Origin of the sequence: Bacillus sp. FJAT-52991 (assembly GCF_037201805.1) — a bacterium.
GTDB lineage: Bacteria > Bacillota > Bacilli > Bacillales > Domibacillaceae > Bacillus_CE > Bacillus_CE kandeliae.
The window spans coordinates 864,062-885,756 of record NZ_CP147404.1 but is presented as its reverse complement, the minus strand read 5'-3'; the positions used below and the strand labels follow the sequence as shown (position 1 = coordinate 885,756).

The 21,695-nt window shown below is 39.0% G+C and carries 21 protein-coding genes, 1 riboswitch and 1 other annotated feature; of the genes, 10 read left to right on the top strand and 11 right to left on the bottom strand.

Annotated features, from left to right (window positions below; genetic code table 11):
- Nucleotides 1–11 precede the first annotated feature (11 nt).
- The 5 genes from ilvN to WDJ61_RS04600 form a co-directional block, all read right to left on the bottom strand.
- Nucleotides 12–533, bottom strand: coding sequence for an acetolactate synthase small subunit (gene ilvN, locus WDJ61_RS04620; protein ID WP_338753468.1), 522 nt, complete (start codon nt 531–533; stop codon nt 12–14).
- Entirely contained in the window at nt 530–2,245 is a 1,716-nt protein-coding gene (gene ilvB, locus WDJ61_RS04615; protein ID WP_338753466.1) for an acetolactate synthase large subunit, read from the bottom strand. The genes ilvN and ilvB overlap by 4 nt, the downstream gene beginning before the upstream one ends.
- A gap of 115 nt (nt 2,246–2,360) precedes the next feature.
- Nucleotides 2,361–2,615 (bottom strand) — a binding site (T-box leader).
- A gap of 4 nt (nt 2,616–2,619) precedes the next feature.
- Nucleotides 2,620–4,284, bottom strand: coding sequence for a dihydroxy-acid dehydratase (ilvD, locus tag WDJ61_RS04610; RefSeq protein ID WP_338753465.1), 1,665 nt, complete (start codon nt 4,282–4,284; stop codon nt 2,620–2,622).
- Between the two features lie 310 nt (nt 4,285–4,594).
- Nucleotides 4,595–6,550, bottom strand: coding sequence for a penicillin-binding protein 1A (locus WDJ61_RS04605; RefSeq protein WP_338753464.1), 1,956 nt, complete (start codon nt 6,548–6,550; stop codon nt 4,595–4,597).
- Between the two features lie 258 nt (nt 6,551–6,808).
- On the bottom strand, nt 6,809–6,982 hold the full coding sequence (locus WDJ61_RS04600; RefSeq protein ID WP_338753462.1) for a twin-arginine translocase TatA/TatE family subunit: 174 nt from the start codon (nt 6,980–6,982) through the stop codon (nt 6,809–6,811).
- Between the two features lie 213 nt (nt 6,983–7,195).
- Here WDJ61_RS04600 and WDJ61_RS04595 point away from each other — a divergent pair, with 213 nt between their 5' ends.
- Nucleotides 7,196–7,501: a metalloregulator ArsR/SmtB family transcription factor gene (locus WDJ61_RS04595; protein WP_338753461.1), complete on the top strand. Its 306-nt coding sequence runs from the start codon at nt 7,196–7,198 to the stop codon at nt 7,499–7,501.
- A gap of 116 nt (nt 7,502–7,617) precedes the next feature.
- Nucleotides 7,618–8,037, top strand: coding sequence for a hypothetical protein (locus tag WDJ61_RS04590; RefSeq protein ID WP_338753460.1), 420 nt, complete (start codon nt 7,618–7,620; stop codon nt 8,035–8,037).
- Between the two features lie 71 nt (nt 8,038–8,108).
- On the opposite strand, the gene WDJ61_RS04585 is transcribed toward WDJ61_RS04590, so the two are convergent.
- Nucleotides 8,109–9,518 (bottom strand): SpoVR family protein, encoded by a 1,410-nt coding sequence (locus WDJ61_RS04585; RefSeq protein WP_338753459.1) that lies wholly within the window; start codon nt 9,516–9,518, stop codon nt 8,109–8,111.
- Nucleotides 9,519–9,997: 479 nt separating this feature from the next.
- Nucleotides 9,998–11,284, bottom strand: coding sequence for a Na+/H+ antiporter NhaC family protein (locus WDJ61_RS04580; RefSeq protein WP_338753457.1), 1,287 nt, complete (start codon nt 11,282–11,284; stop codon nt 9,998–10,000).
- An 80-nt stretch (nt 11,285–11,364) separates the two neighbouring features.
- A riboswitch (SAM riboswitch) is annotated at nt 11,365–11,472 on the bottom strand.
- Nucleotides 11,473–11,682: 210 nt separating this feature from the next.
- Here WDJ61_RS04580 and WDJ61_RS04575 point away from each other — a divergent pair.
- On the top strand, nt 11,683–11,901 hold the full coding sequence (locus WDJ61_RS04575; RefSeq protein ID WP_338753455.1) for a YhdB family protein: 219 nt from the start codon (nt 11,683–11,685) through the stop codon (nt 11,899–11,901).
- 46 nt (nt 11,902–11,947) lie between these two features.
- Here the strand turns inward: WDJ61_RS04575 and WDJ61_RS04570 are convergent, their stop codons facing one another.
- Nucleotides 11,948–13,678 carry a phospho-sugar mutase gene (locus tag WDJ61_RS04570; RefSeq protein ID WP_338753453.1) on the bottom strand — a complete coding sequence of 577 codons (1,731 nt, stop codon included), beginning with the start codon at nt 13,676–13,678 and terminating at the stop codon, nt 11,948–11,950.
- Between the two features lie 155 nt (nt 13,679–13,833).
- Here WDJ61_RS04570 and WDJ61_RS04565 point away from each other — a divergent pair, with 155 nt between their 5' ends.
- Nucleotides 13,834–14,250 carry a disulfide oxidoreductase gene (locus tag WDJ61_RS04565; protein WP_338753451.1) on the top strand — a complete coding sequence of 139 codons (417 nt, stop codon included), beginning with the start codon at nt 13,834–13,836 and terminating at the stop codon, nt 14,248–14,250.
- A gap of 1 nt (nt 14,251) precedes the next feature.
- Nucleotides 14,252–14,743 carry a thioredoxin family protein gene (locus WDJ61_RS04560; RefSeq protein WP_338753450.1) on the top strand — a complete coding sequence of 164 codons (492 nt, stop codon included), beginning with the start codon at nt 14,252–14,254 and terminating at the stop codon, nt 14,741–14,743.
- 54 nt (nt 14,744–14,797) lie between these two features.
- Here WDJ61_RS04560 and WDJ61_RS04555 read toward each other — a convergent pair whose 3' ends face one another.
- The gene (locus tag WDJ61_RS04555; RefSeq protein ID WP_338753449.1) at nt 14,798–15,199 is read right to left on the bottom strand and encodes a DUF5365 family protein; all 402 of its coding nucleotides are present in this window, start codon (nt 15,197–15,199) and stop codon (nt 14,798–14,800) included.
- Between the two features lie 118 nt (nt 15,200–15,317).
- Between WDJ61_RS04555 and WDJ61_RS04550 the strand changes: the two genes are divergently transcribed.
- Nucleotides 15,318–16,229, top strand: coding sequence for an RluA family pseudouridine synthase (locus tag WDJ61_RS04550; RefSeq protein WP_338753448.1), 912 nt, complete (start codon nt 15,318–15,320; stop codon nt 16,227–16,229).
- A 53-nt stretch (nt 16,230–16,282) separates the two neighbouring features.
- On the opposite strand, the gene WDJ61_RS04545 is transcribed toward WDJ61_RS04550, so the two are convergent.
- The gene (locus WDJ61_RS04545) at nt 16,283–17,119 is read right to left on the bottom strand and encodes an aldo/keto reductase (RefSeq protein ID WP_338753447.1); all 837 of its coding nucleotides are present in this window, start codon (nt 17,117–17,119) and stop codon (nt 16,283–16,285) included.
- A 248-nt stretch (nt 17,120–17,367) separates the two neighbouring features.
- Here WDJ61_RS04545 and WDJ61_RS04540 point away from each other — a divergent pair, with 248 nt between their 5' ends.
- The 4 genes from WDJ61_RS04540 (at nt 17,368) to WDJ61_RS04525 (ending at nt 21,479) form a co-directional block, all read left to right on the top strand.
- The gene (locus tag WDJ61_RS04540; RefSeq protein WP_338754710.1) at nt 17,368–17,952 is read left to right on the top strand and encodes a DUF47 domain-containing protein; all 585 of its coding nucleotides are present in this window, start codon (nt 17,368–17,370) and stop codon (nt 17,950–17,952) included.
- A 14-nt stretch (nt 17,953–17,966) separates the two neighbouring features.
- A complete protein-coding gene (locus WDJ61_RS04535) occupies nt 17,967–18,965 on the top strand; it encodes an inorganic phosphate transporter (RefSeq protein ID WP_338753446.1) in 999 nt (332 codons plus the stop codon).
- 318 nt (nt 18,966–19,283) lie between these two features.
- On the top strand, nt 19,284–19,895 hold the full coding sequence (locus WDJ61_RS04530; RefSeq protein WP_338753445.1) for a nitroreductase family protein: 612 nt from the start codon (nt 19,284–19,286) through the stop codon (nt 19,893–19,895).
- 282 nt (nt 19,896–20,177) lie between these two features.
- Nucleotides 20,178–21,479 (top strand): NCS2 family permease, encoded by a 1,302-nt coding sequence (locus WDJ61_RS04525; RefSeq protein WP_338753444.1) that lies wholly within the window; start codon nt 20,178–20,180, stop codon nt 21,477–21,479.
- A gap of 34 nt (nt 21,480–21,513) precedes the next feature.
- Here the strand turns inward: WDJ61_RS04525 and WDJ61_RS04520 are convergent, their stop codons facing one another.
- Nucleotides 21,514–21,633 (bottom strand): 3-methyladenine DNA glycosylase, encoded by a 120-nt coding sequence (locus WDJ61_RS04520; RefSeq protein WP_338753443.1) that lies wholly within the window; start codon nt 21,631–21,633, stop codon nt 21,514–21,516.
- Between the last annotated feature and the right edge of the window lie 62 nt (nt 21,634–21,695).

Sequence of the window (21,695 nt, the reverse complement as noted above, 5' to 3'; positions counted from 1 at the left end):
ATTTAGTTAATTTATTTTAAAATAGAGTATTGCTTCATGTCAGTGACTTGCTTTTGTGAGCCGCGTGTGAGTGCTGTTTGCCCCGTTCGTGAAAGATCTTTAATTCCATATGGACGCAACAGCTCAATCATCGATTCAATTTTCTCGAAATTTCCTACTACTTGAATGGTGACACTATCTCTGGCAACGTCAATAATCGTCGCCCGGAAAGGCTCGATAATGACATTAATTTCAGCGCGAGTTTGCGGAGTAGTCATCACTTTAATGAGAGCTAACTCACGTGAGACGATAGCCAAATCAGTAATATCAGTTACTTTTAATACATCAATTTGCTTATTTAATTGTTTTAACACTTGTTCAATCGTTCGTTCATCTTCTACATGAGCGATGACCGTCATCTTAGAGATCCCATCTGTTTCTGTTGGACCTACTGTAATGCTTTCAATGTTAAATTGCCTTTTTGTGAATAAGCCAGTAATCCTGTTCAAGACACCACTTTGATTAAGAACGGTAACAGTTACGATGCGTTTCATGGTCTCACCCCAATCATTTCATGAAGTCCTTTTCCAGGAGCAATCATTGGATAAACTTTTTCTTTCGGCTTAATTCGAAAATCAATGAGTACCGCTTGACGGTCATTTAATGTTTCTTGCAAAACTTTCTGTGCTTCTTCTTCAGTTGAAACAGAATAGCCTCGAATTCCATAAGACTCTGCTAACTTAACAAAATCAGGTTGACAAGGAAGAAGAGATTGAGAGTATCTTTCTTCATAGAATGTTTCTTGCCATTGTCTAACCATTCCCAAGGCTTGATTGTTAAAAATCATAATTTTAACAGGTAAGTTTAACTCAGCAATCACACCTAGTTCCTGCAACGTCATTTGGAAACCAGCATCTCCAGCAATGGCTACAACCGTATCATCTGGATAGGCAATCTGAGCACCAATGGCAGCTGGAAAGCCGAATCCCATCGTTCCTAGTCCGCCTGATGTAATCCAACGGTTCGGTTTATTAAAGCCATAATATTGTGCTGTCCACATTTGATGCTGACCAACATCCGTCGTGACAATGGCATCTCCATTTGTCATTTGATGGATCATTTCTGTTAATCGCTGAGGAGAGATTCCCTCTTCAACGTCAGAATTCCACAAAGGATATTCTCGCTTATTCTTCTCAATCTTTGACAACCATTCTTTTGAATCTGGAGCTACTAATTCAAGATCAAGTAATTTCTTTAACGCTTCTTTCGTATCAGCTACAATCGGAATCTGCGTTTCAACATTTTTGCCGATTTCTGCAGGATCGATATCAATATGAGCTACCGTTGCGTACTTCGCAAAGTGCTTTAAATTCCCTGTTAAGCGATCATCAAATCTAGCGCCGATATTAATTAATAAATCACTTTCATACATCGCCATGTTAGCTGTGTATGTTCCATGCATTCCTCCCATTCCTAGAAACAATCGATGATCGGATGGGAAGGAACCTAAACCTAACAATGTGTTTACTACAGGAATGTTCATTTCTTCAGCAAATGTTAATAGTTCTTCTGTCGCGCCTCCGTGTAAAATGCCAGCCCCAGCTAAGATGACAGGCTTTTTCGATTCTGCCAACGCATCCACCAATTTTTTCACTTGTAAAATATTCGGAGTGAGGTTTGGTTGATAGCCTGGCAGATTCACCTCTGTAGCAAACTCAGGGTTTGTAATAGTTGTTGCGATATCTTTAGGGATATCAATCAACACCGGCCCAGGACGTCCTGTAGTAGCAATATGAAAAGCTTCCCGAATGATTCTTGGTAATTCTTTCAAATCTCTTACTTGGTAGTTATGTTTTGTGATTGGCATCGTAATTCCAATGACATCCGCTTCTTGGAAAGCATCTGATCCAATCACTGTAGTTGCTACTTGCCCAGTAAAAATCACTAGAGGCAAAGAATCCATTAGCGCATCTGTGATTCCTGTCACAAGATTCGTTGCGCCAGGACCTGATGTAGCAATCACGACTCCTGGTTTGCCTGAGACTCTTGCATATCCTTCCGCAGCATGGATCGCCGCCTGCTCATGTCTAGCTAAAATATGACGAATTGGATTTCTGTATAAAGCATCGTAGAGAGGAAGGACTGCTCCTCCTGGATAACCAAATACGACTTCTACACCTTCCTGCTTCAATGTTTCAATAAAAAGTTCTGCTCCACTCATTGTTTGATTCAACGGTTTGGCCTCCGCCTTTACTTTTGGGCTCATTCAATTCCCCTCCAAATTGTTGTTTTCTCCTTAATTTGTAAGAGTGACTGGGCTTATTTAAATGAAAACAAAAAGAAAAGCCCCCCTTCACCCTCACGCCTACTAACCCTATAAGCGCAGGGGTGAAAAGAGCTTTTCTTTCCACGGTACCACCCTGATTTATGATATTTTTGCAAATACCACCTCATGGACAATGATTTATTGTCCTTTTTGATAACGAGTAGTAGCTACTCGACCAATCCTACTAGCGAACGTTCAGATCAGCACTCAGAGGGGAATGTCGTTGTAAGAGGTATTACCGGGTCTCAGCTCTAACCGGCTCTCTGTGAAATACGGATTCTAACAACTTTTTCCTCGTCAACATTTTTAAAATATTATATTTTCATAATTCCGCCAGTGCTAGCGGAAGTCACTAATTTAGAATATCTAGCTAAATAACCCTTTTTAATTTTCGGCTCTGGTTGAACGAAATTCTTCTTTCTTTCAGCCATTTCCTCTTCTGTTATGACGACATTTAATGTACGGTTCGGAAGATCGATAATGATTTGATCTCCATTTTCGATGAAGGCAATTGGGCCTCCTTCAGCTGCCTCAGGAGAGACGTGACCAATGGAAATCCCTCTTGATGCTCCAGAAAATCTTCCGTCTGTCATTAAAGCGACTTTCTTCTCTAATCCACGACCAGCAATAGCAGCTGTTGGAGCAAGCATTTCCGGCATTCCCGGACCACCTTTAGGTCCTTCGTATCGAATAACAACCACATGTCCTTCTTTCACAGTGCCATTATTGATTCCTTCGAGTGCCTCATCTTGTGATTCAAACACTATTGCTTCACCCATAAATATTTTGATCGAAGGATCGACTGCTCCCACTTTAATGACTCCACCGTCTGGGGCCAAATTTCCGTATAAGATGGAAAGTCCACCCACAGGACTATAAGGATTTTCACTTCGACGGATAACAACATCATTTGTGATCTCAGCGTCTTTCACATTTTCATACACTGATTTTCCCGTAATAGTGATGCGTTCCTTATTTATGGCACTAATCTTACATAATTCATTTATAATTGCACTGATTCCGCCTGCTTCATGAACATCCTGCATCGTATAATCAGATGCTGGACTGATTTTTGATAAGTACGGAACTCTTTTGGCAATTTCGTTGATTCGATTGAGGTCATATTCAATTTCAGCTTCATTCGCGATGGCTAGTGTATGAAGAACGGTATTCGTTGATCCTCCCATCGCCATATCAAGAGCGAATGCATCATCGATCGCCTCTTTCGTAATAATATCTCTTGGCTTCACATCATTTTTGACCATGTCCATAAGATGCTTGACTGCTTGTTTAATCAGTTTATGTCGTTCATCAGATGTTGCTACAATAGTCGCGTTTCCTGGCGGTGTTACACCAAGCATTTCCATTAAGGAATTCATGGAATTAGCTGTAAACATCCCTGAACAAGAGCCGCATGTTGGACAAGCACTAGACTCTATTTCTAGTAGCTCTTCCGCTGACATTTTCCCAGATAAATGGGCTCCTACGCCTTCAAAAACAGAGACGAGCGAGAGCGGCTTTCCAGACTGTGTTTTACCGCCTTCCATTGGTCCGCCCGAAACGAACACAGAAGGGACATTTGTTCTGACCGCGGACATCAACATCCCTGGCGTAATCTTATCGCAGTTTGGAATATAGAATACTCCATCAAACCAATGAGCATTGATGACCGTTTCTGCAGCATCGGCAATTAATTCTCTACTCGGAAGCGAATATCTCATGCCAATGTGACCCATTGCAATACCGTCATCTACTCCAATGGTATTGAATTCAAACGGTACTCCTCCCGCTTCACGAATGGCTTCTTTCACTACTTCAGCAAATTTGTTTAAGTGAACGTGTCCAGGAATAATATCGATGTATGAGTTACACACGCCAATAAACGGTTTGTGTAAATCTTCTGTTTTAACTCCCGCTGCATAAAGCAAGCTGCGGTGTGGTGCACGATCAATTCCTTTCTTTATCATGTCACTACGCATGGTATCTCCTCCAGATGTCATAAAGCTACATGTACATTGAAACAGGTTGAAAATCATTTCGCTTATTTTGAATAGCATCATTTATCTAGCTAATCTGAAAATTAAGTTTATATTGAGGTCAATCATATCCTTCTTTTCTCTGTTGGTCAACACCTTTTATTAAATTTTTAGACTATTATAATTATTGAAGGGTTATTCATAAAAAATGGAATCGCTTACAAGATTGAGGGTATCAGCTTTTTTCTTTTTTCGAAAATAAAAACCTTTTTAAATTTGTTAAGGCAAAAAAAAGCGCCGATCATTCGGCGCTTTAAAAAAGTTCGTTCCATTTTTCAATAAGTTGATCGATCACATTTTTCTTCTCTTCTTTCTTTGGCGTTTCTTCAATCTCTTGTACATTAAATGTCGATTGTTCAATGTACGGAGAAATTTCTGTCATGATTTCTTTAAACAGCGGTACAGCTCCATCTGAACTGTTTGCGGTTAAATAATGCTCCTTACTAACCGTTTCTACCCCTACCCAAACAGCCCCTACTATATCCGGAGTATAGCCTACAAACCACTGATCTTTCGTTCCATTTACTCCTTCAATCGGCACTTGAGTGGAGCCCGTTTTACCTGCGAGATCTACACCAGGGAGGCTCGCCTTCTTGCCTGATCCACGTTCAACCACATTTAAAAGCATAGCTGTCATCTCATCAGTTACTTCTTTAGACGTCACTTTCACTTCTTTCGGTCCCCATTTCGGAGTCACCGGTCCATCTGGTCCAATGATTTTCTGAATAAAGAAAGTTTCCTTTCTCACTCCATCATTTGGAAACGTCGTATAAGCTTCTGCAAGATTTAATGGGGATATCCCTTTTGTCATCCCACCTAGTGCGATGCTTAAGTTTCGATCTTCCTTCTCAATTGGAATACCGAAACGCTCTAGTGCATCTAATCCTTTGGACAGGCCAATTTGATCTAATAGCCAAACAGTTGGTACATTTAATGATTTTTCAACCGCGCGATACATTGGTACTTCCCCACGGTATTTGCCCCCATAATTTGTTGGCTCATAATCACCAAACTTCATCGGCTCGTCTTTTAGCATAGAATATCGATCATAGCCTTCTTCTATAGCTGGAGTGAACACTGCCAGCGGTTTAATGGTAGAACCTGGAGAAGTCTTCATTTGAGTCGCATAGTTAAACCCTCTAAATACATGCTCTCCTCGTCTGCCAACAATAGCGACAACGCCTCCACTTTTCGGATCGACAAGCACGGAAGCGCTTTGTGATGGATCGCCGCTGACATCATCAGGGAAGAGCCAGTCTTTTTCATATACATTTTCAAGACCCGCTTGCACATCTTGATCCATCGCTGTATAGATTTTGTAACCTTTTGTTAATAGTTCATCTTGAGTAAGTCCAAAACGATGAATAGCTTCATTAATAACTGCGTCTGTATAATGTGGATACTTCCCTTTTAAAGGGTCTCCACTTTTATCTTCTAGAGAGATCTCCTCATATTTCGCTTGTTGGGCTTCTTCACTTGTGATGAAACCATATTTCACCATTTGATCTAGAACAACATTTCTTCTTTCAATCGCCTTGTCCATGTTCTTGTATGGATCTAATGCTGAAGGAGCTTTAATAACTCCCGCAAGCATAGCTGATTCACTTAATGTCAGCTCACTTACATCTTTTCCAAAATACTTTTTTGAAGCATTTTGAACGCCCCACGAACCGCTTCCGAAATAAATCGTGTTCAAGTACATCTCCAAAATTTCTTTTTTTGTATATACTTTTTCTATTTCTATCGCTAAAAATAGTTCTTCAATTTTTCTCTTATAGGTTCTTTCGGGAGATAGCAAGGCATTTTTCGTGAGCTGCTGCGTGATCGTACTTCCCCCTTGGACTGTCCCTGTTGGTAACAAGTTTTTAACAAAGGCACGGCTCATTCCTCTTAAATCAAACCCATTGTGTTCGTAAAAACGATGATCTTCAATGGCAATAACTGCTTCTTGCAAATGCTGAGGCATTTTCTTAATTGATACACTATCCGAGCGATTGGCAGATAGCTTACTTGCTTTCTCACCATCGGCATCATATAGAATGGTTGACTGTGATAGCCCGCGCTGTAACGATTCAACATCGGCTGATTTCATAAAATATACGACAAACCCTAGAAAAGCTAACACAGCAATCGATACTAATAAAATGGAAATTTGTGTTAAGTGATATTTCCTCCATGTATTTCCTATAAACTCTGTGACTGCTTTCATTTGTTTATTGATTTCCTCCTGGAAAAGCTAAATTCCTTCTTTTGCATAAGATTATTTTAAAGATAATCGTAAAGATTGCAATGAAAATGCATACCTAAACTTGAACTAGTATAGCATTCTTTATGAAGTAATAATAATTTTACGATGATTAGACCACGAGACTTAAGATGGCGCGACAATCCAGTATTATACTATACGAAAAAAAATGGGAACAAAAAAACCGGCGATTCATCACCGGCGGCTTGCTTATCAAAAAATTTAATTGGTTTTCTTTGTGTGATCTTCTTCGTCTTCCATAACGCCCTTCATACCACGCTTAAACTCTTGAAGTGTTTGTCCTGCCGCTCTTCCAAGCTGAGGAAGCTTTGAAGGTCCAAAAAGCAATAATGCAACAATAACAATAATAGCAACTTCTCCAAAACCGAGATTCATCTGCTTTTATCTCCTTTTGCTGAAAATGACGTTTAATGAATTAATTATACATAAAAATAGGTGTTTTGAAAACAAGTCCAAGTGAAATATTCTTTTTTCGCCATATTTAGCATCAAGAAGGCATTATTCAATGTTTATTGACCAATCATTTAATTGTCATGGATTCCCACTTTACTGTTTGTTACTATTATATTAAAAAGGTTGGAGGTTTTTATGGAGAAGAAGAAGCAAGAGCTAGATGAGGAAACATTGTTTATTGTTTCCCAAACATTTAAAGCTTTATCAGATCCAACAAGATTACGGATTTTACATTTGCTATTTACTGGTGAACACTCAGTGAATGAAATTGCCGAGAACTTATCACTGTTGCAGTCTACTGTTTCACATCAGCTCAGGTTTTTAAAAAATTTACGACTCGTTAAATATCGAAGAGAAGGAACAACATTGTATTATTCTCATGATGATGAACATGTCATTGACCTGCTTTGCCAAGCAATTGAACATGCAAAACATCATTAACTTCTATTTCAATTGAAAACTACACGTACATTTAAGAATGATCTTTCCTTTTGATGGTTACTTTTTAGAAAAAAGGGTAGAAAAGAAGTAGCATGATGTCAAAGGGGCTTATATTTATGCATACACAACATATACTATTTCTTTCACCCATCAATCATTTGAGTATCATGGCTGAAGGTTGGGCGTCTAAATTACATGCTCCAATGTCAACATTCATCAGTGCTTCTTACTTCAATGCTAGTGAGGATCATCTCCCAATCCTAGCAATGGAAGAAGTGAATGTCGATATCACTCATTTACAAGCTAAGCCCATGACTCCCCAGCTATTAAAGGAAGCAGATTTAGTAATATTTATTTATGATTTTAATCGAGACAAGCAACTAGACATTCCTTTCTCTCATCAAAAAAAAATCCTTCAATGGAATATACCCAATCCTTCATATGATAAAGAACCTATCGAGAAATGGGTCACTTATCAAGTCGCTTGTGACACATTGGCAGACTATGTGAAAGGGTTAAAAAGATATATAGAGTGACGTGTATGAATATGACAGCGAAATCACCTATAAAAATAGAGAAGGCTCTTGTTGATGAGCCTTCTCTATTTTTATAAATATTTTCGTTGAACTTTATTGCCGCTATAACAAAATACGATTTCTCTATCCTCCATGACTGTTTCTAAGTGAACGGCTCTTCCCCAGAGCGTATATACATACGGCAAGACCTTTTCCAAATACTTCAAATCAAGTTCAACACCTTCATACCAATGCTTTAAATACAATTCACCAGATTTCATATAGTCGCCATCATTCACCGTAATATACGGAAATCCCCCATTGACTCTCATGCTAACAAGCTGGTCGCGGACGTTTGTCCATTCCTTGTCCGTTATTTTATAATCCTTCCCCTTTTTTTCAAACAAGTACATATCCTCTCTCATCACAAGATCTTTTGTTAAATAATTTCGCAAAAAGGAGATATCAGATTCGATTTCACGGACTTCAAACATTTTTTCACGTCCACTTCCTGGCTGTACTCCGTTTCTTTGCATTTCTTCTGTTGGGTTATTATACCGTTCTTCGATATCCTCAAACATTTTCAGCCCTAAATAGTAAGGATTGATCGTCGTTCGGGACGGCTGAATAACGCCCGCATTCAGCTTAGAAAATTCAATCGCCTCTCCAGATGTGAGGTCCAGTTCTCTAATGATTCGCTGATGCCAATACGATGCCCATCCTTCATTCATAATTTTTGTTTCCAACTGTGGCCAAAAATAAAGCATTTCTTCCCGAACCATCGTCATAATATCTCGCTGCCAATCCTCAAGTTCTCTGCTATATTGCTCAATAAACAGCATAATATCCTTTTCTGGTTGCGGCGGCAGCTTCTTTTTCGTCTTTTTCGAGGGTTTCTCCTGTTTCTCTGATGAATCTAACGACCATAGATCATCATAAGGGCTTACTCTTACTCGAGTTTCTTCCTCCTCTTCTTCATTTTTCCAAATTAATTGAGGTCGGATCAAGGACGGATCAATGTGCTCCTCAATGGCTAACACCGCATCTAAAAACTGTTCCACCGTTTCCTTCCCATAATCTATTTCATATTGGTGAATACGATCGGCAGTTGCGGCCATACTTTCAACCATACGACGATTCGTTTGACTAAAACGAACATTATTTTTAAAGAAATCACAATGAGCAAGCACATGGGCAACAATTAATTTGTTTTGAATTAACGAATTTGTATCAAGCAAAAAGGCATAACAAGGATTGGAATTAATAACCAGTTCATATATTTTACTCAATCCAAGATCATACTGAAGCTTCATTTTAAAAAACTGTTTCCCAAAGCTCCAATGAGAAAACCTTGTGGGCATCCCATATGCGCCAAATGTATAAATAATTTCCGCCGGACATATTTCGTACCTCATCGGGTAAAAATCGAGACCAAATCCAGAAGCAACCTCCGTAATCTCATCAATCGCATACTGAAGCTTCTTCATCTCTACCGCATTCATCTCCACTCCCCCTTTTTTCCTTTACCAATACTTATGAAAAAAACCAGACAGACATGCCACTAGAAAAGCGGAAGTGGGCGTTTATCGGCGACAAGCAAAAGACGAGTTGGCTGAAAGGTTGCTTTTTAACCTTTTGGACGGCTTGGCTTTTGACCTCGAGCCGATGGCCACTGAGCTGGATCAAGAAAAGCGGAAGTGGACGTTTATCGGCGACAAGCAAGTAAACAAAAAAAGGCTGACCTGTTTTTAGGTCAGCCTTACATCTTATTCCGCATTAACGGGCTGTAAGACCCCCACCTCAACATAGAAGAAGAAGCGTAGCCGTGTAGGTGGGGGATCAACAGCCCGTAAACGCCCGATCCGTTCGGGCCTGCATGATGCAGGTTACAAAGGCGTTGCAACAGGACGTTGCGACTTTAGCCTTTGTTCTTCTTTTATCAGTGGGGGATGAAGAACCCCCCACTGATTGAAGTTTCACTTTATTTATTCTCTTTTAAACGAGGGAGATTGAACAATATCGCTACGATTCCACAAATCCCAATTAACACTGGGTAGATCGAGTAGCTCATGATGCTGATAGGCGAAATCCCCGCCAATCCAGCAGCTGCTAACATTTGTGCTCCATACGGGATAATCCCTTGAATAAAGCAGGAGAACACATCGAGCACACTAGCTGATTTTCGCGGATCAATCCCATACTCATCAGCGATATTTTTAGCAAGTGGACCAGCAATAATAATGGCAATTGTGTTATTTGCCGTTGATAAATTAGTTAAACTAACGAGGGCAGCAATGCCGAATTCCGCCCCTTTTTTTGTGCGAATTTTTTTCATCACAAATTGTAAAATAAACTCAATTCCGCCATTGTAACGAATGACTTCAATAATACCGCCAATAATAATAGCGATCATAGCCAATTCCATCATACTGCCGATCCCTTCAGAAATCGCTTCAATAAAGGAAAAGAATGTATAGCTGCCATCCCATAATCCGATGATTCCCGAAAGCAGAATGCCGCCGCTTAATACGACCAATACATTCATACCAGCTAAAGCCGCTCCTAATACAGCTAAGTACGGAATAATTTTGATGACCTCATATGAGTCCGCTGTTACTGTGCTCTGCTGTCCAGCTGTAATTACACCTAAAATGACCGCTGTGATCACTGCTGCTGGAAGTACAATCAAAAAGTTCGTTCGAAATTTATCCGCCATTCTTGTTCCTTGTGTACGTACCGCTGCAATCGTTGTATCTGAAATGATTGACAAGTTATCTCCGAACATAGATCCGCCAATCACAGTAGCCATCGCTAAAGCTAACGAAATTCCCGTTTCATCAGCAATCGCTACGCCAATAGGTGCCAAGGCGACGATCGTTCCGGTAGATGTTCCCATCGATAAAGAAATAAAGCACGCAATAATAAACAAACCGACCATCAATAAATTTTGCGGTAAAATAGATAGCGCTAAATTAACTGTTGAATCTACCGCTCCCATTCCTTTCGCTGTAGAGGCAAACGCCCCTGCGAGCAAAAAGATGAAAGCCATTAACATAATATTCGGATGCCCTGCCCCTTTCGAAAAAATATCCACTTTTTCCATCAATGGCTTTTTTCGATTCATCATTAACGTCACTGCTGATGTAATAAACAAGGCGACGATAATTGGCATTTTATAAAAATCACCCGTTGCGACACCACTTCCAATAAAAATCAATAAAAAAATCAACAGCGGAAACAGCGCCCAGCCGTTTGCTTTATTATTCAACCCTTCCACCTCTTCCGTAAATTTGCCAAAATAAAAGACCTTTCTGTCAGCAAGAAGAGGTCTCAATGTAAAAAACACCCTTCTTATCTTTCAAGCATCTACTTGCTGGATTTGGCACAGCACTCCAATCTTTAGAGTCCGCTGCCGAGACGTCTTAGGGCCAGTCCCTCAGTCTCTCGCGATAAGAATTGTTTGATATCTTATTGTCAAAAAATTATGACCTTAATAAATAGAAATTCATTTCGATTTTCTTGAAATGGCCACTCCGATTATTATACATAATTCTTGTTAATCGGCAACCTTTTTTCACAATGACAGTGTACCCATTATTTGCAGAGAGAACTTTCGATGAACAAACATATAATATAATCAATTCCTCTTACAAGGAGGGACTTGATATGGAATACACGGATTACGACCGAGCCTTACATTATGTCCATCGGTCCGATTGGAACAATTTAATCATTTTAATGGTTAGAACAAATGACCATCTGCTGTCAAAGAAAATTGAGCATTTTCTCCATGCCCGCAGGTTCCCTAATTCTTATTCTAAAGTGGAACAAACTTTTTATACATTGTTCCATTATATCGAGCACGCCAATTCATTGAACGCGTAAAGAATTCCACCAGAAAGGCGGCTTTCCAAAGAAAGTCGCCTTATTTTTATAGCATTTGATTGATTTCTTCCATGACCATCTGCTCTACTTCTTGAAGCTTTTGATCACTGCTTTCTAAAGTATCACTGACGACTCCGAAATAAAATTTGATTTTCGGTTCTGTTCCAGAAGGACGCATGCATACCCATGTTTGGTCATCTAAGAAATATTTCAACACATTTGAAGCCGGCAACTCAATGACAGATTCCTGATTCGTTTGTACATCGGTCTTCACACTCGTTAAATAATCCTCCACGATCGTTACACTTCTTCCGGCAATTTCTTTAGGTGGTTGCTCCCGGAATGAGGATAAGATCGCTTGTATTTTGTTCGCTCCTTCAATCCCTTTTAATGTAAGAGATGTTAACCCTTCACGATAATATCCATGACAGTCATAAAGATCGAGTAAAACCTCGTATAATGTTTTCCCTTGTTTTTTATAATAGGCACAAGCTTCTACTGCTACAATAGCAGCTTGAATCGCATCTTTATCGCGAGCAAAATCGGCAACTAAATAACCGTAACTTTCTTCGTAGCCAAATAAAAATTGATATTCACCCGTTTGTTGATACGCTTCAATTTTTTCTCCGATAAATTTAAAACCAGTTAATACATCTTCACAAGAGACCCCGTATGATTCAGCTACAATTCGACCTAATTCTGATGTCACAATCGTTTTGAACACACGACCATTCTCTGGCAGTTGTCCCTTCTCCTTTTTTTGTGACAGAATGTAGTCCATTAATAAAGCTCCTGTTTGATTTCCAGTTAATAAAATATATTCCCCATCCAAATCCTTCACTGCAATGCCAAGTCGGTCTGCATCCGGATCAGTGGCAATTAATAGATCTGCTTGCTGTGCTTTTCCATCGCGAATAGCCAGTTCAAATGCCGCTTTTTCTTCTGGATTAGGGGATTGAACGGTGGAAAAATTCGGATCTGGTTGTTTTTGTTCAGCGACAACCATGACATGTTTATAACCCAGTGCTTCTAACCCTTTACGCACAGGCATACTTCCTGTTCCATGAAGCGGCGTGAAGACCACTTTCACATCCGATTCCTTTGCTATCTGCGGCTGTTCAGCGATCGTTTTTAAATGCTCAATATAGGAACAGTCTACTTCCTCACCGATCATTTTCAATAATCCTTTTGCTTGTAAAGCCTCTACTGCTTCTACTTGTATATGTAATTCATTAGGGATGCTGTTTACTTTTTCGATGACGCGGTCCGCTTCTTTCGGTGAAAGCTGCGCTCCGTCTTGTCCATACACTTTATATCCATTATATTCTGGTGGGTTGTGACTTGCTGTGATCACAATTCCGGCAAATGCTTGTAAATACCGAACAGCAAATGAAAGTTCAGGAGTTGGTCGTAATTCTTCAAACACATAGGTTTGTATACCGTAAGTCGCAAGGGTTTTGGCACTTTCAAGAGCAAATTCAAACGATTTATGTCTCGAATCAAACGCAATTGCTACCCCGCGTTGCTTCGCTTCTTCCCCATGCTCAAGTATATACTCAGCTAAACCAGCAGACGCTTTCCGAACGGTATAGACATTCATCCGATTCGTTCCAGCACCAATGATGCCTCGCATTCCGCCTGTACCAAATTCTAGATTTTTGTAAAAAGCCTCTTCAATACTCGGCTCATCCATCTCAATTTCAGCAAGCAGAGTATGCATTTCTTCGTCTAAGCCTTGAAACTCTTTCCAGCGCGTAAATTCAGCTTTCCAACTCATTCGCAATCTCCCCTAACTCATCAAAAAATAACTTTCATTTCTAGTTTACCACATGAATGGTTAATGTTTACAGATTTACACACTGCATATTTGTTTACATATTCCCCACTTAAATAATATACTCAAATCGAACACACTTTAAATAAGGAGATCTTATGAAAAAAGAAAATTTATTGTTTACTGCATGGGGCACTTCCTTCGTGGCTATGCTTGGAAGTTTATACTTTTCAGAAGTCATGAAATATGAGCCTTGTGAACTTTGCTGGTATCAGCGAATCTTTATGTACCCCATCGTTTTCATTCTTGGCCTAGCTGTAGTCAAAAAAGATGTGACTGCGGCGAAATATTCTTTATTGCTTTCTATCATTGGTGGCAGTATTTCTCTGTATCACTACGCCATTCAAAAAGTAGATTTTTTGGCAGAAAGTGCACCGGGCTGTGGCAGAGTTCCTTGTACTGGAATGTATATTGACGTGTTCGGATTCATTACGATCCCTTTTTTAGCTCTTACAGCATTTATCATTATTTTCGTGACTAGTCTTATGATTATAAAAGGAAAGGACAACGCGTAACATGAAAAAAATCATTATTTTCGCTTCTATCATCTTTGTTTTATTTGGTGGGATTGTTTTCCTAACGAATTCTCAACAAAAAGAAGCATTACAAGAAGCCTCAAAAGGATCATCCGAGGGGAATCCATATGGCACAGATGATCTTCAGCCAGAAACGATTAAACAATTAGACGATCCAAACTATCAAAATTTAATTATGCCAGATGAATTAGACAAGAAATTGGCAGATGGTGAAGATGTGACCGTTTATTTCTTTAGTCCAACTTGTTCTCATTGTAACCAAACAACACCTATATTAATGCCGCTTGCTGAAGAGCAAGGTGTTGATATTAAACAATATAACGTCCTTGAATTTGAACAAGGTTGGGATGACTTTGCTTTTGAAGCAACCCCTACCCTCATCCATTTCGAAAATGGAAAGGAAAAAGCTCGTCTAGAAGGCGGTTATGCTAAAGAAGTATACACACAATTCTTCGAGGAAAATATCAAGTAAAAAAGAAGCTGCCTTCACTTGATCTGAGTGATGGACAGCTTCTTTTTAGCGTTTTTAAACGAGGAATTTATTAACAGGGGTCACATACATCATATTAAAAATATGGTTTTTCTTTTCATAAAATTGACTGAGCGGGTACGGAAAATGAAGATCGAACTCCTTCAAAATCGCAACGTTTCGCTCAAACATTGCTTCATAGCATGCAGAAAATTGGCTAGGGTCTTGCGCTTCAAGAATGGCAATAATTGTTTGTAAGCTAGCAATGACTTTAAATGCATCACGCAGAAGATGGATTGAGTCATTATGTGCATCAGTTATGTTAAGTACACCTAATTGGTGCATTTGCTGAAGTTCCTCCTCAGAGAAAAAACGCGGAAGAATCTGCTCTTTCATTTGACAAACAAGTTCAACAATCTTTTCCTCTTGTTCTGTCGTAGAAGCCATAAAAATCTTCATAGAATAACACCTGCTTTACCGCATCATTTTTTTATACCATTGATAGAATAACATATTATTACACTTATAATTATGGTAATTTTTAGGAATTAAACTTTTGACAAAGGAGAGACATTGGATGTATGAAACGAATCGGCAAGAATCGCTGTTTGAAGTAACGATTCCAAAGAAATGGGACGGAGAAACAGTGGATTCAATATTAAGGAACAGCTGGAAGCTTCCTAAAAAAATGATTCATGAGTGGAGAATGAACCAAGAAGTGCTTGTGAATAATGCGAAAGCCAATTGGCATGCTCCCCTTACTCAAGGGATGACGATGCAAGTACCTTTTTTTACAAAAACAGAGCAGAATTTACCGGCAACAGAACAAGAAGTCAACATTTTATTTGAAGATGATCACATGTTAGTAGTGAATAAACCTGCAGCTATGAAAACTCATCCAAATAACGAAGCAGAAACAGACACGCTACTCAATGCAGTCACCTTTCATTTACAAGCGGCAGGTCAGCCATGTGACGTTCGACATGTCCATCGCCTCGATGTCGGCACATCAGGTGTTATCCTGTTTGCCAAACACGCTGCTGCCTATGCTGTTCTCTCTCGTTTATTAGAAGAGCGTCATATTAAACGGACATATCAAGCAGTGATACACGGGTTCCTTTCACATCAGAGTGGAACGATTAACAAGCCTATTGGAAAGGACAGGCATCATCCAACAAGAAGAAGAGTGTCTCCATCGGGTCAATCGGCCATCACTCACTATCAAGTCATCAAAAAAGATACTAAGAGGCGACTATCTCTCGTTCAATGTCAGCTTGACACCGGGAGAACCCATCAAATTCGTGTTCATTTTTCCGCGATTAGTCATCCACTTGTAGGTGATCGTTTATACGGCGGAAAGCCTATTGTGAATCGCCAAGCTCTTCATGCCTATGCCATTGAAATCCCTCATCCGTTCACGAATGAAAAAATTTATTGCCAAGCGGATGCGCCTAATGATATAGCCTATCTTTTTGATAGAAATAACTAAAGTTCAAATAATCGGAGTGATATTCTACCGCTCCGATTATTTTTTATGCTTATTCAAAAATCAAAATGGTCCGGGTCAGCGCCAAATCGTTCATTTTTATTTAATGCGTTCACTTGAGTCATATCTTCCATTGTAAGTTCAAAATCGAAAAGATCAGCATTCTCTTTAATGCGTTCTAGATGAACAGATTTAGGAATAATGATTGTATGATTTTGCAAATGCCAGCGCAAAATAATTTGCGAGACAGTTTTTCCATACTTTTTCGCTAAATGGTTCAAAAGGGGTTCATCTACCAAACGATTACGGGCAATCGGCGACCATGCTTCTATGGCAATTTTATTCTTGTGACAATAGTCTCGCAATGGTACTTGGCTTAAATAAGGATGTAGCTCTACTTGATTAATGACCGGCTTTTCCATACTATCAGCCAGCAAGTCTTCAAGATGGTGAATTTGAAAATTACTCACTCCGATTGCTCGTACAATTCCCTCTTGATAAAGGCGCTCAAATGCACGCCATGTTTCTTTATACTTTCCTTTGACGGGCCAATGCACTAAATATAAATCCATATAGTCCATATTCAATTGCTTTAATGACTGTTCAAATGCCCGTAGCGTTTCATCATATCCTTGGTCACTATTCCAAACTTTAGACGTAATGAATAAATCTTTGCGATCAATGTCGCTATCTCGAACCACTTTTCCTACAATCTGCTCATTATCGTAAAACGCTGCTGTGTCAATTAGACGATAACCTGTGTCAATAGCAGACTTGATCGCTGTATAAGCTTCTTCCTCATTCGTCATCTTATACACACCAAGACCTACATAAGGCATATTTATACTATTATGCAAAGCAAATGTATCCTGTAAACTGTTTATTAGGTTCATTCCTTATCCCCTCCTTCAAACTTATTTTATCGATAAAATGAAGACGTGGCGAATCAAACGTTTTTTTGAACAATATGTGACATTTTCCAAAATTCAACACAAATTTACAAAATATCAATAAAATCTTTACTTTTTTTCAACATACTCTTTTGTATTTAAATAAATTCGAGTAAAATACGAATGTTGAGTATTTTTAAATTTAGGAGGCCTTTGTTTTGTTTAAAACTAAAAAAGATAAATTTTCGATTATGCTCCATTCAATTGCCGTCAATTTAAAAGAAAGTGCTGACTTTTTCTCTGATTTCAAGCTTGGCCATGCAGGAAATTTAAAGAACTTCGCTGAAGAAATGAAAAAGCTAGAATCAAAAGGTGACACATATATGCACAATGTGATCACTGAATTAAATCAGTCATTTATTACTCCGATTGAACGCGAGGATATTCTAGCTCTTGCGATCAGCATGGATGATGTATTAGATAGTCTAGAAGAAACAGCTGCCATGCTTGAAATGTATTCTGTCGTAGAACCAGATGAATACATGCTGAAATTTGTCGAAGCGATTTGTGGTTGTGCCGTGGAAATTGAACAGTCAGTCGATTTACTTCCAACGAAAAAATTACTATCCATTCGTGAACATGTCATTAAAATTAAAGATTATGAAACAGCTTGCGATGGCATTCTACGACAGTCAATCAAGCATTTATTTGCAACGGAAAAAGATCCAATTCAGCTCATAAAGACGAAGGAAATTTATGAGAATCTAGAACAAGTGGCTGACTACTGTCAAGATGTAGCCAATACTCTTGAAACAATTATTATGAAAAACGCTTAAGGAGCCGCTCAGTTATGGATTCTCTCTTTATCATTACGATATTAGTTGTCATTTTTGCCTTAGCTTTTGATTTTATTAATGGATTTCATGATACCGCCAATGCCATTGCCACTTCCGTTTCTACAAAAGCACTGAAACCTCGCCATGCGATTATTTTAGCTGCTTTCATGAATTTTTTAGGAGCGATGACTTTTACGGGAGTAGCTAAGACTATCACACAAGGTATCGTTGATCCATTTATGCTTGAAAACGGATCGGTTGTCATTTTAGCTGCTTTAATCGCTGCTATTTTTTGGAATTTAATCACTTGGTATTATGGGATTCCTAGTAGTTCTTCGCATGCCATTATCGGGGCGATTGCTGGGGCATCCATTGCTGCTGCGGGATTCGGAATTCTAAACTATGGTGGATTTTTGAAAATTTTGCAGGCATTGATCTTCTCTCCTATTATTGCTTTTGCCGGAGGATTTATCGTTTATAGCTTGTTTAAAATCCTCTTTAAAAACAATAATTTAACAAAAACAAATAGACGTTTTCGTTATTTCCAAATTTTCACTGCCGCATTGCAGTCTTATACACATGGAACTAACGATGCCCAAAAAGCAATGGGGATTATTACGATGGCATTGATCGCCAACAACTATCAAACCACAACTGATATTCAATTTTGGGTACAGCTTTCCTGTGCACTTGCAATGGGTCTTGGCACATCTGTAGGTGGTTGGAAAATTATCAAAACCGTCGGTGGAAAAATCATGAAAATTCGCCCAGTCAATGGGGTAGCAGCTGATTTAACCTCTTCTATGATTATTTTTGGTGCAACAATGATTCATCTTCCAGTCAGTACGACTCATGTCATCTCTTCCTCTATTTTGGGAGTTGGTGCTTCTCATCGTATACGAGGCGTCAAATGGGGAACAGCACAACGTATGCTGATCACTTGGGTCATTACATTACCTATTTCAGCAACAATTGCTGGCTTAACATATTTAGTTTTAGACTTATTCTTATAAACAAAAATGAGCGGAGGAAGTTGCCGCTCATTTTTGTTTATATTTTAGGCTTTGTTAAACAAGGGTGTTGATCTCGACTGGTTTGACTCATTCGTGCAAATGTCCATTTAAACTTTTTAAAGGAATCAAGTCTGTCACATAATATGATTATAATGACTACATTTTTTAATATGCTTGCTTTAACATCTATTCCTTGACCTTTTATGAATTTTTTATTAAGGTTGATAATTGTTAGCACTTACGAAAAGTGTTTAATGAACATAATTATAGTTTTTAATTTTTTATTATCTCAACAATGATAAACTAGGAGGAATAAATATGTCAGACTTTTTTGAGTTAGCCGCAAGTCGTCATTCTACAAAAATATATGACCCATCGATTAAGATTTCAGAGGACGAATTAACACAATTATTAGAAGTAGCAGGAAAAGCTCCTTCTGCATGGAACTTACAACAGTGGCATTTCTTAGTATTCAATAAGGAGGAAACCCAACAAAGACTCCTTCCTATTGCCTATAATCAAAAGCAAATCGTGGAAGCTTCAGCTGTTATTTGTATTCTTGGCGACTTAGAAGGAAATAAACATATCGATCCAGTTTTTGACCCTGGAGTGTCCGCAGGAGAGCTAACACCAGAACTAAAAGAAATTCTAGCTAATCAAATTCAAGGGGCTTATAATCGACCAGAATACCCACGAGATGCAGCTATTTTAAACTCATCTTTAGCAGCTATGCAACTTATGCTTGCCGCTAAAGCAACTGGCTGGGACACTTGCCCGATTGGCGGCTTTAATGTCAATGCATTAATATCAGAATTTCAAATATCCGATCGCTATTTACCAACTATGCTAATTACGATCGGCAAACCATTGAAAGCAGCTCGTGCAACAGACCGTCTGCCAATTGATCAGCTAATAACTTTTGCGAAATAAAGTGAAACTTCAATGAGTGGGGGTTTTCTTCATCCCCCACCTACATGCCTGCGCTCCTTCTGCCATGTTGAAGTGGAAGGTCTTACAGCCCGTTAATGCGGGATAAACACAAAACAAGCTAATAAAAGGTTATTTTTAATCTTTTCATTGGCTTGTTTTTTTTGATAAAAGCGAAAGAAACCATCATATGAGGTTATTTTTTAAAATTATTGTTGCAACTTAGGCATTAAACGAATATTATATTAAGTGTGCTTTTTAATGTTCGTATTTTGGAGGTTCCTTATGTTTAATTTACAGAAAAATGGGACGACTGTAAAAAAAGAAATTATGGCTGGGATCACAACATTTTTCACTATGGTCTACATTATTGTTGTCAATCCAATGATTTTGCAATCTGCTGGCGTTCCATTTGAACAAGTGTTTACTGCTACCATCATTGCTACGGTCATCGGAACATTATGGATGGGCTTATTTGCAAATTACCCTATTGCCATCGCACCTGGTATGGGATTAAATGTATTCTTTACCGTTTCAGTTGTCGGTGCACATGAAGATATTACATATTCAACCGCTTTCTCAGCTGTGTTTGTCGCTGGATTACTTTTTATCGCCTTATCACTTACTTCATTTCGTGAAAAGCTAATTGAGGCAATCCCCAGTAACTTAAAGCATGGAATCACAGCGGGAATTGGCTTATTTATCGCTTTCATCGGCTTGCGACTGAGTGGGCTCATTACGGACCACCCAGATAATTTAGTGCAACTTGGTGACTTACATAGTCCTAACGCGATTCTTACTTTAATAGGTCTTGCTGTTACGATGGTTTTAATGGTGTTAAGAGTTAATGGTGCCTTATTCATTGGGATGATCATTACAGGAACAATTGCTTACTTTACAAATCAGCTTAAATTCCCAAGTGAACTATTGTCTATGCCATCGCTTCCTGAAGGATTGATTATTAGCAATCCACTCACAGCGATTAGTGATGTCTTTCAACATGACTTGTATGCTATCGTCTTTTCTTTTCTATTAGTGACGCTTTTTGATACGACAGGTACGATGATTGCTGTTGCTCAACAGGCTGGTTTGATGAAAGGAAATACGATGCCACGCGCCCGTCAAGCACTGCTCGCTGATTCAGTTGCCTCTTCTGTCGGAGCTGTATTTGGGACAAGTCCAACAAGTGCTTACATTGAATCGTCGACAGGAGTTGCTGCAGGAGGGCGTACTGGTTTAACAGCTGTTGTCGTCGCAGTGTTGTTTGGAATAGCTGCCTTTTTCAGTCCGATTGTGAGTGCCGTTTCCGGTATCTCAGCTATTACTGCTCCCGCGTTAATTATTGTTGGCTGCTTAATGATGGAAAGTGTAGCGAAAATTGATTGGCAAAGTCTAGATGAAGCATTTCCAGCCTTTTTAATTATACTTAGCATGCCTCTCACATCAAGTATCGCAACAGGGATTGCCCTTGGATTCATTTCCTATCCACTGCTGAAGGTCGTGCAAGGGAAATTCCGTCAAGTGCATCCGCTTGTCTATATATTTGCTGTTCTGTTCTTTTATCAAGTTGTGTTTTTACCTCATTAATAAAAGCTAGGATGCCCGATGCATCCTAGCTTTTTCACATTTGATTCGGTTTTTCCGGTTCACGCTGCGGCTCAATATCGATCCCTTGTTCTATTTTCTCTTTTTGCTCTAATGACAAATTTTCTTCCTCTTGTCTTTGTTCATCTTTCTTCATGCTTCTATTCCACTCCTTGTGCTACGTCTATAGCTATTATAGCCAGTAACAAAAGGAAATAA

What these genes read in the sequence shown, in the direction of transcription:
- WDJ61_RS04600 (WP_338753462.1), bottom strand. Translation starts at nt 6,982, where the DNA reads ATGAATCTCGGTTTTGGAGAAGTTGCTATTATTGTTATTGTTGCATTA.
- WDJ61_RS04605 (WP_338753464.1), bottom strand. Translation starts at nt 6,550, where the DNA reads ATGAAAGCAGTCACAGAGTTTATAGGAAATACATGGAGGAAATATCAC.
- WDJ61_RS04540 (WP_338754710.1), top strand. Translation starts at nt 17,368, where the DNA reads ATGCTCCATTCAATTGCCGTCAATTTAAAAGAAAGTGCTGACTTTTTC.
- WDJ61_RS04590 (WP_338753460.1), top strand. Translation starts at nt 7,618, where the DNA reads ATGCATACACAACATATACTATTTCTTTCACCCATCAATCATTTGAGT.
- WDJ61_RS04530 (WP_338753445.1), top strand. Translation starts at nt 19,284, where the DNA reads ATGTCAGACTTTTTTGAGTTAGCCGCAAGTCGTCATTCTACAAAAATA.
- WDJ61_RS04545 (WP_338753447.1), bottom strand. Translation starts at nt 17,119, where the DNA reads ATGAACCTAATAAACAGTTTACAGGATACATTTGCTTTGCATAATAGT.
- ilvD (WP_338753465.1), bottom strand. Translation starts at nt 4,284, where the DNA reads ATGCGTAGTGACATGATAAAGAAAGGAATTGATCGTGCACCACACCGC.
- WDJ61_RS04570 (WP_338753453.1), bottom strand. Translation starts at nt 13,678, where the DNA reads ATGAGTTGGAAAGCTGAATTTACGCGCTGGAAAGAGTTTCAAGGCTTA.
- WDJ61_RS04555 (WP_338753449.1), bottom strand. Translation starts at nt 15,199, where the DNA reads ATGAAGATTTTTATGGCTTCTACGACAGAACAAGAGGAAAAGATTGTT.
- WDJ61_RS04585 (WP_338753459.1), bottom strand. Translation starts at nt 9,518, where the DNA reads ATGAATGCGGTAGAGATGAAGAAGCTTCAGTATGCGATTGATGAGATT.
- WDJ61_RS04550 (WP_338753448.1), top strand. Translation starts at nt 15,318, where the DNA reads ATGTATGAAACGAATCGGCAAGAATCGCTGTTTGAAGTAACGATTCCA.
- WDJ61_RS04535 (WP_338753446.1), top strand. Translation starts at nt 17,967, where the DNA reads ATGGATTCTCTCTTTATCATTACGATATTAGTTGTCATTTTTGCCTTA.
- WDJ61_RS04520 (WP_338753443.1), bottom strand. Translation starts at nt 21,633, where the DNA reads ATGAAGAAAGATGAACAAAGACAAGAGGAAGAAAATTTGTCATTAGAG.
- ilvB (WP_338753466.1), bottom strand. Translation starts at nt 2,245, where the DNA reads ATGAGCCCAAAAGTAAAGGCGGAGGCCAAACCGTTGAATCAAACAATG.
- WDJ61_RS04565 (WP_338753451.1), top strand. Translation starts at nt 13,834, where the DNA reads ATGAAAAAAGAAAATTTATTGTTTACTGCATGGGGCACTTCCTTCGTG.
- WDJ61_RS04595 (WP_338753461.1), top strand. Translation starts at nt 7,196, where the DNA reads ATGGAGAAGAAGAAGCAAGAGCTAGATGAGGAAACATTGTTTATTGTT.
- ilvN (WP_338753468.1), bottom strand. Translation starts at nt 533, where the DNA reads ATGAAACGCATCGTAACTGTTACCGTTCTTAATCAAAGTGGTGTCTTG.
- WDJ61_RS04525 (WP_338753444.1), top strand. Translation starts at nt 20,178, where the DNA reads ATGTTTAATTTACAGAAAAATGGGACGACTGTAAAAAAAGAAATTATG.
- WDJ61_RS04560 (WP_338753450.1), top strand. Translation starts at nt 14,252, where the DNA reads ATGAAAAAAATCATTATTTTCGCTTCTATCATCTTTGTTTTATTTGGT.
- WDJ61_RS04575 (WP_338753455.1), top strand. Translation starts at nt 11,683, where the DNA reads ATGGAATACACGGATTACGACCGAGCCTTACATTATGTCCATCGGTCC.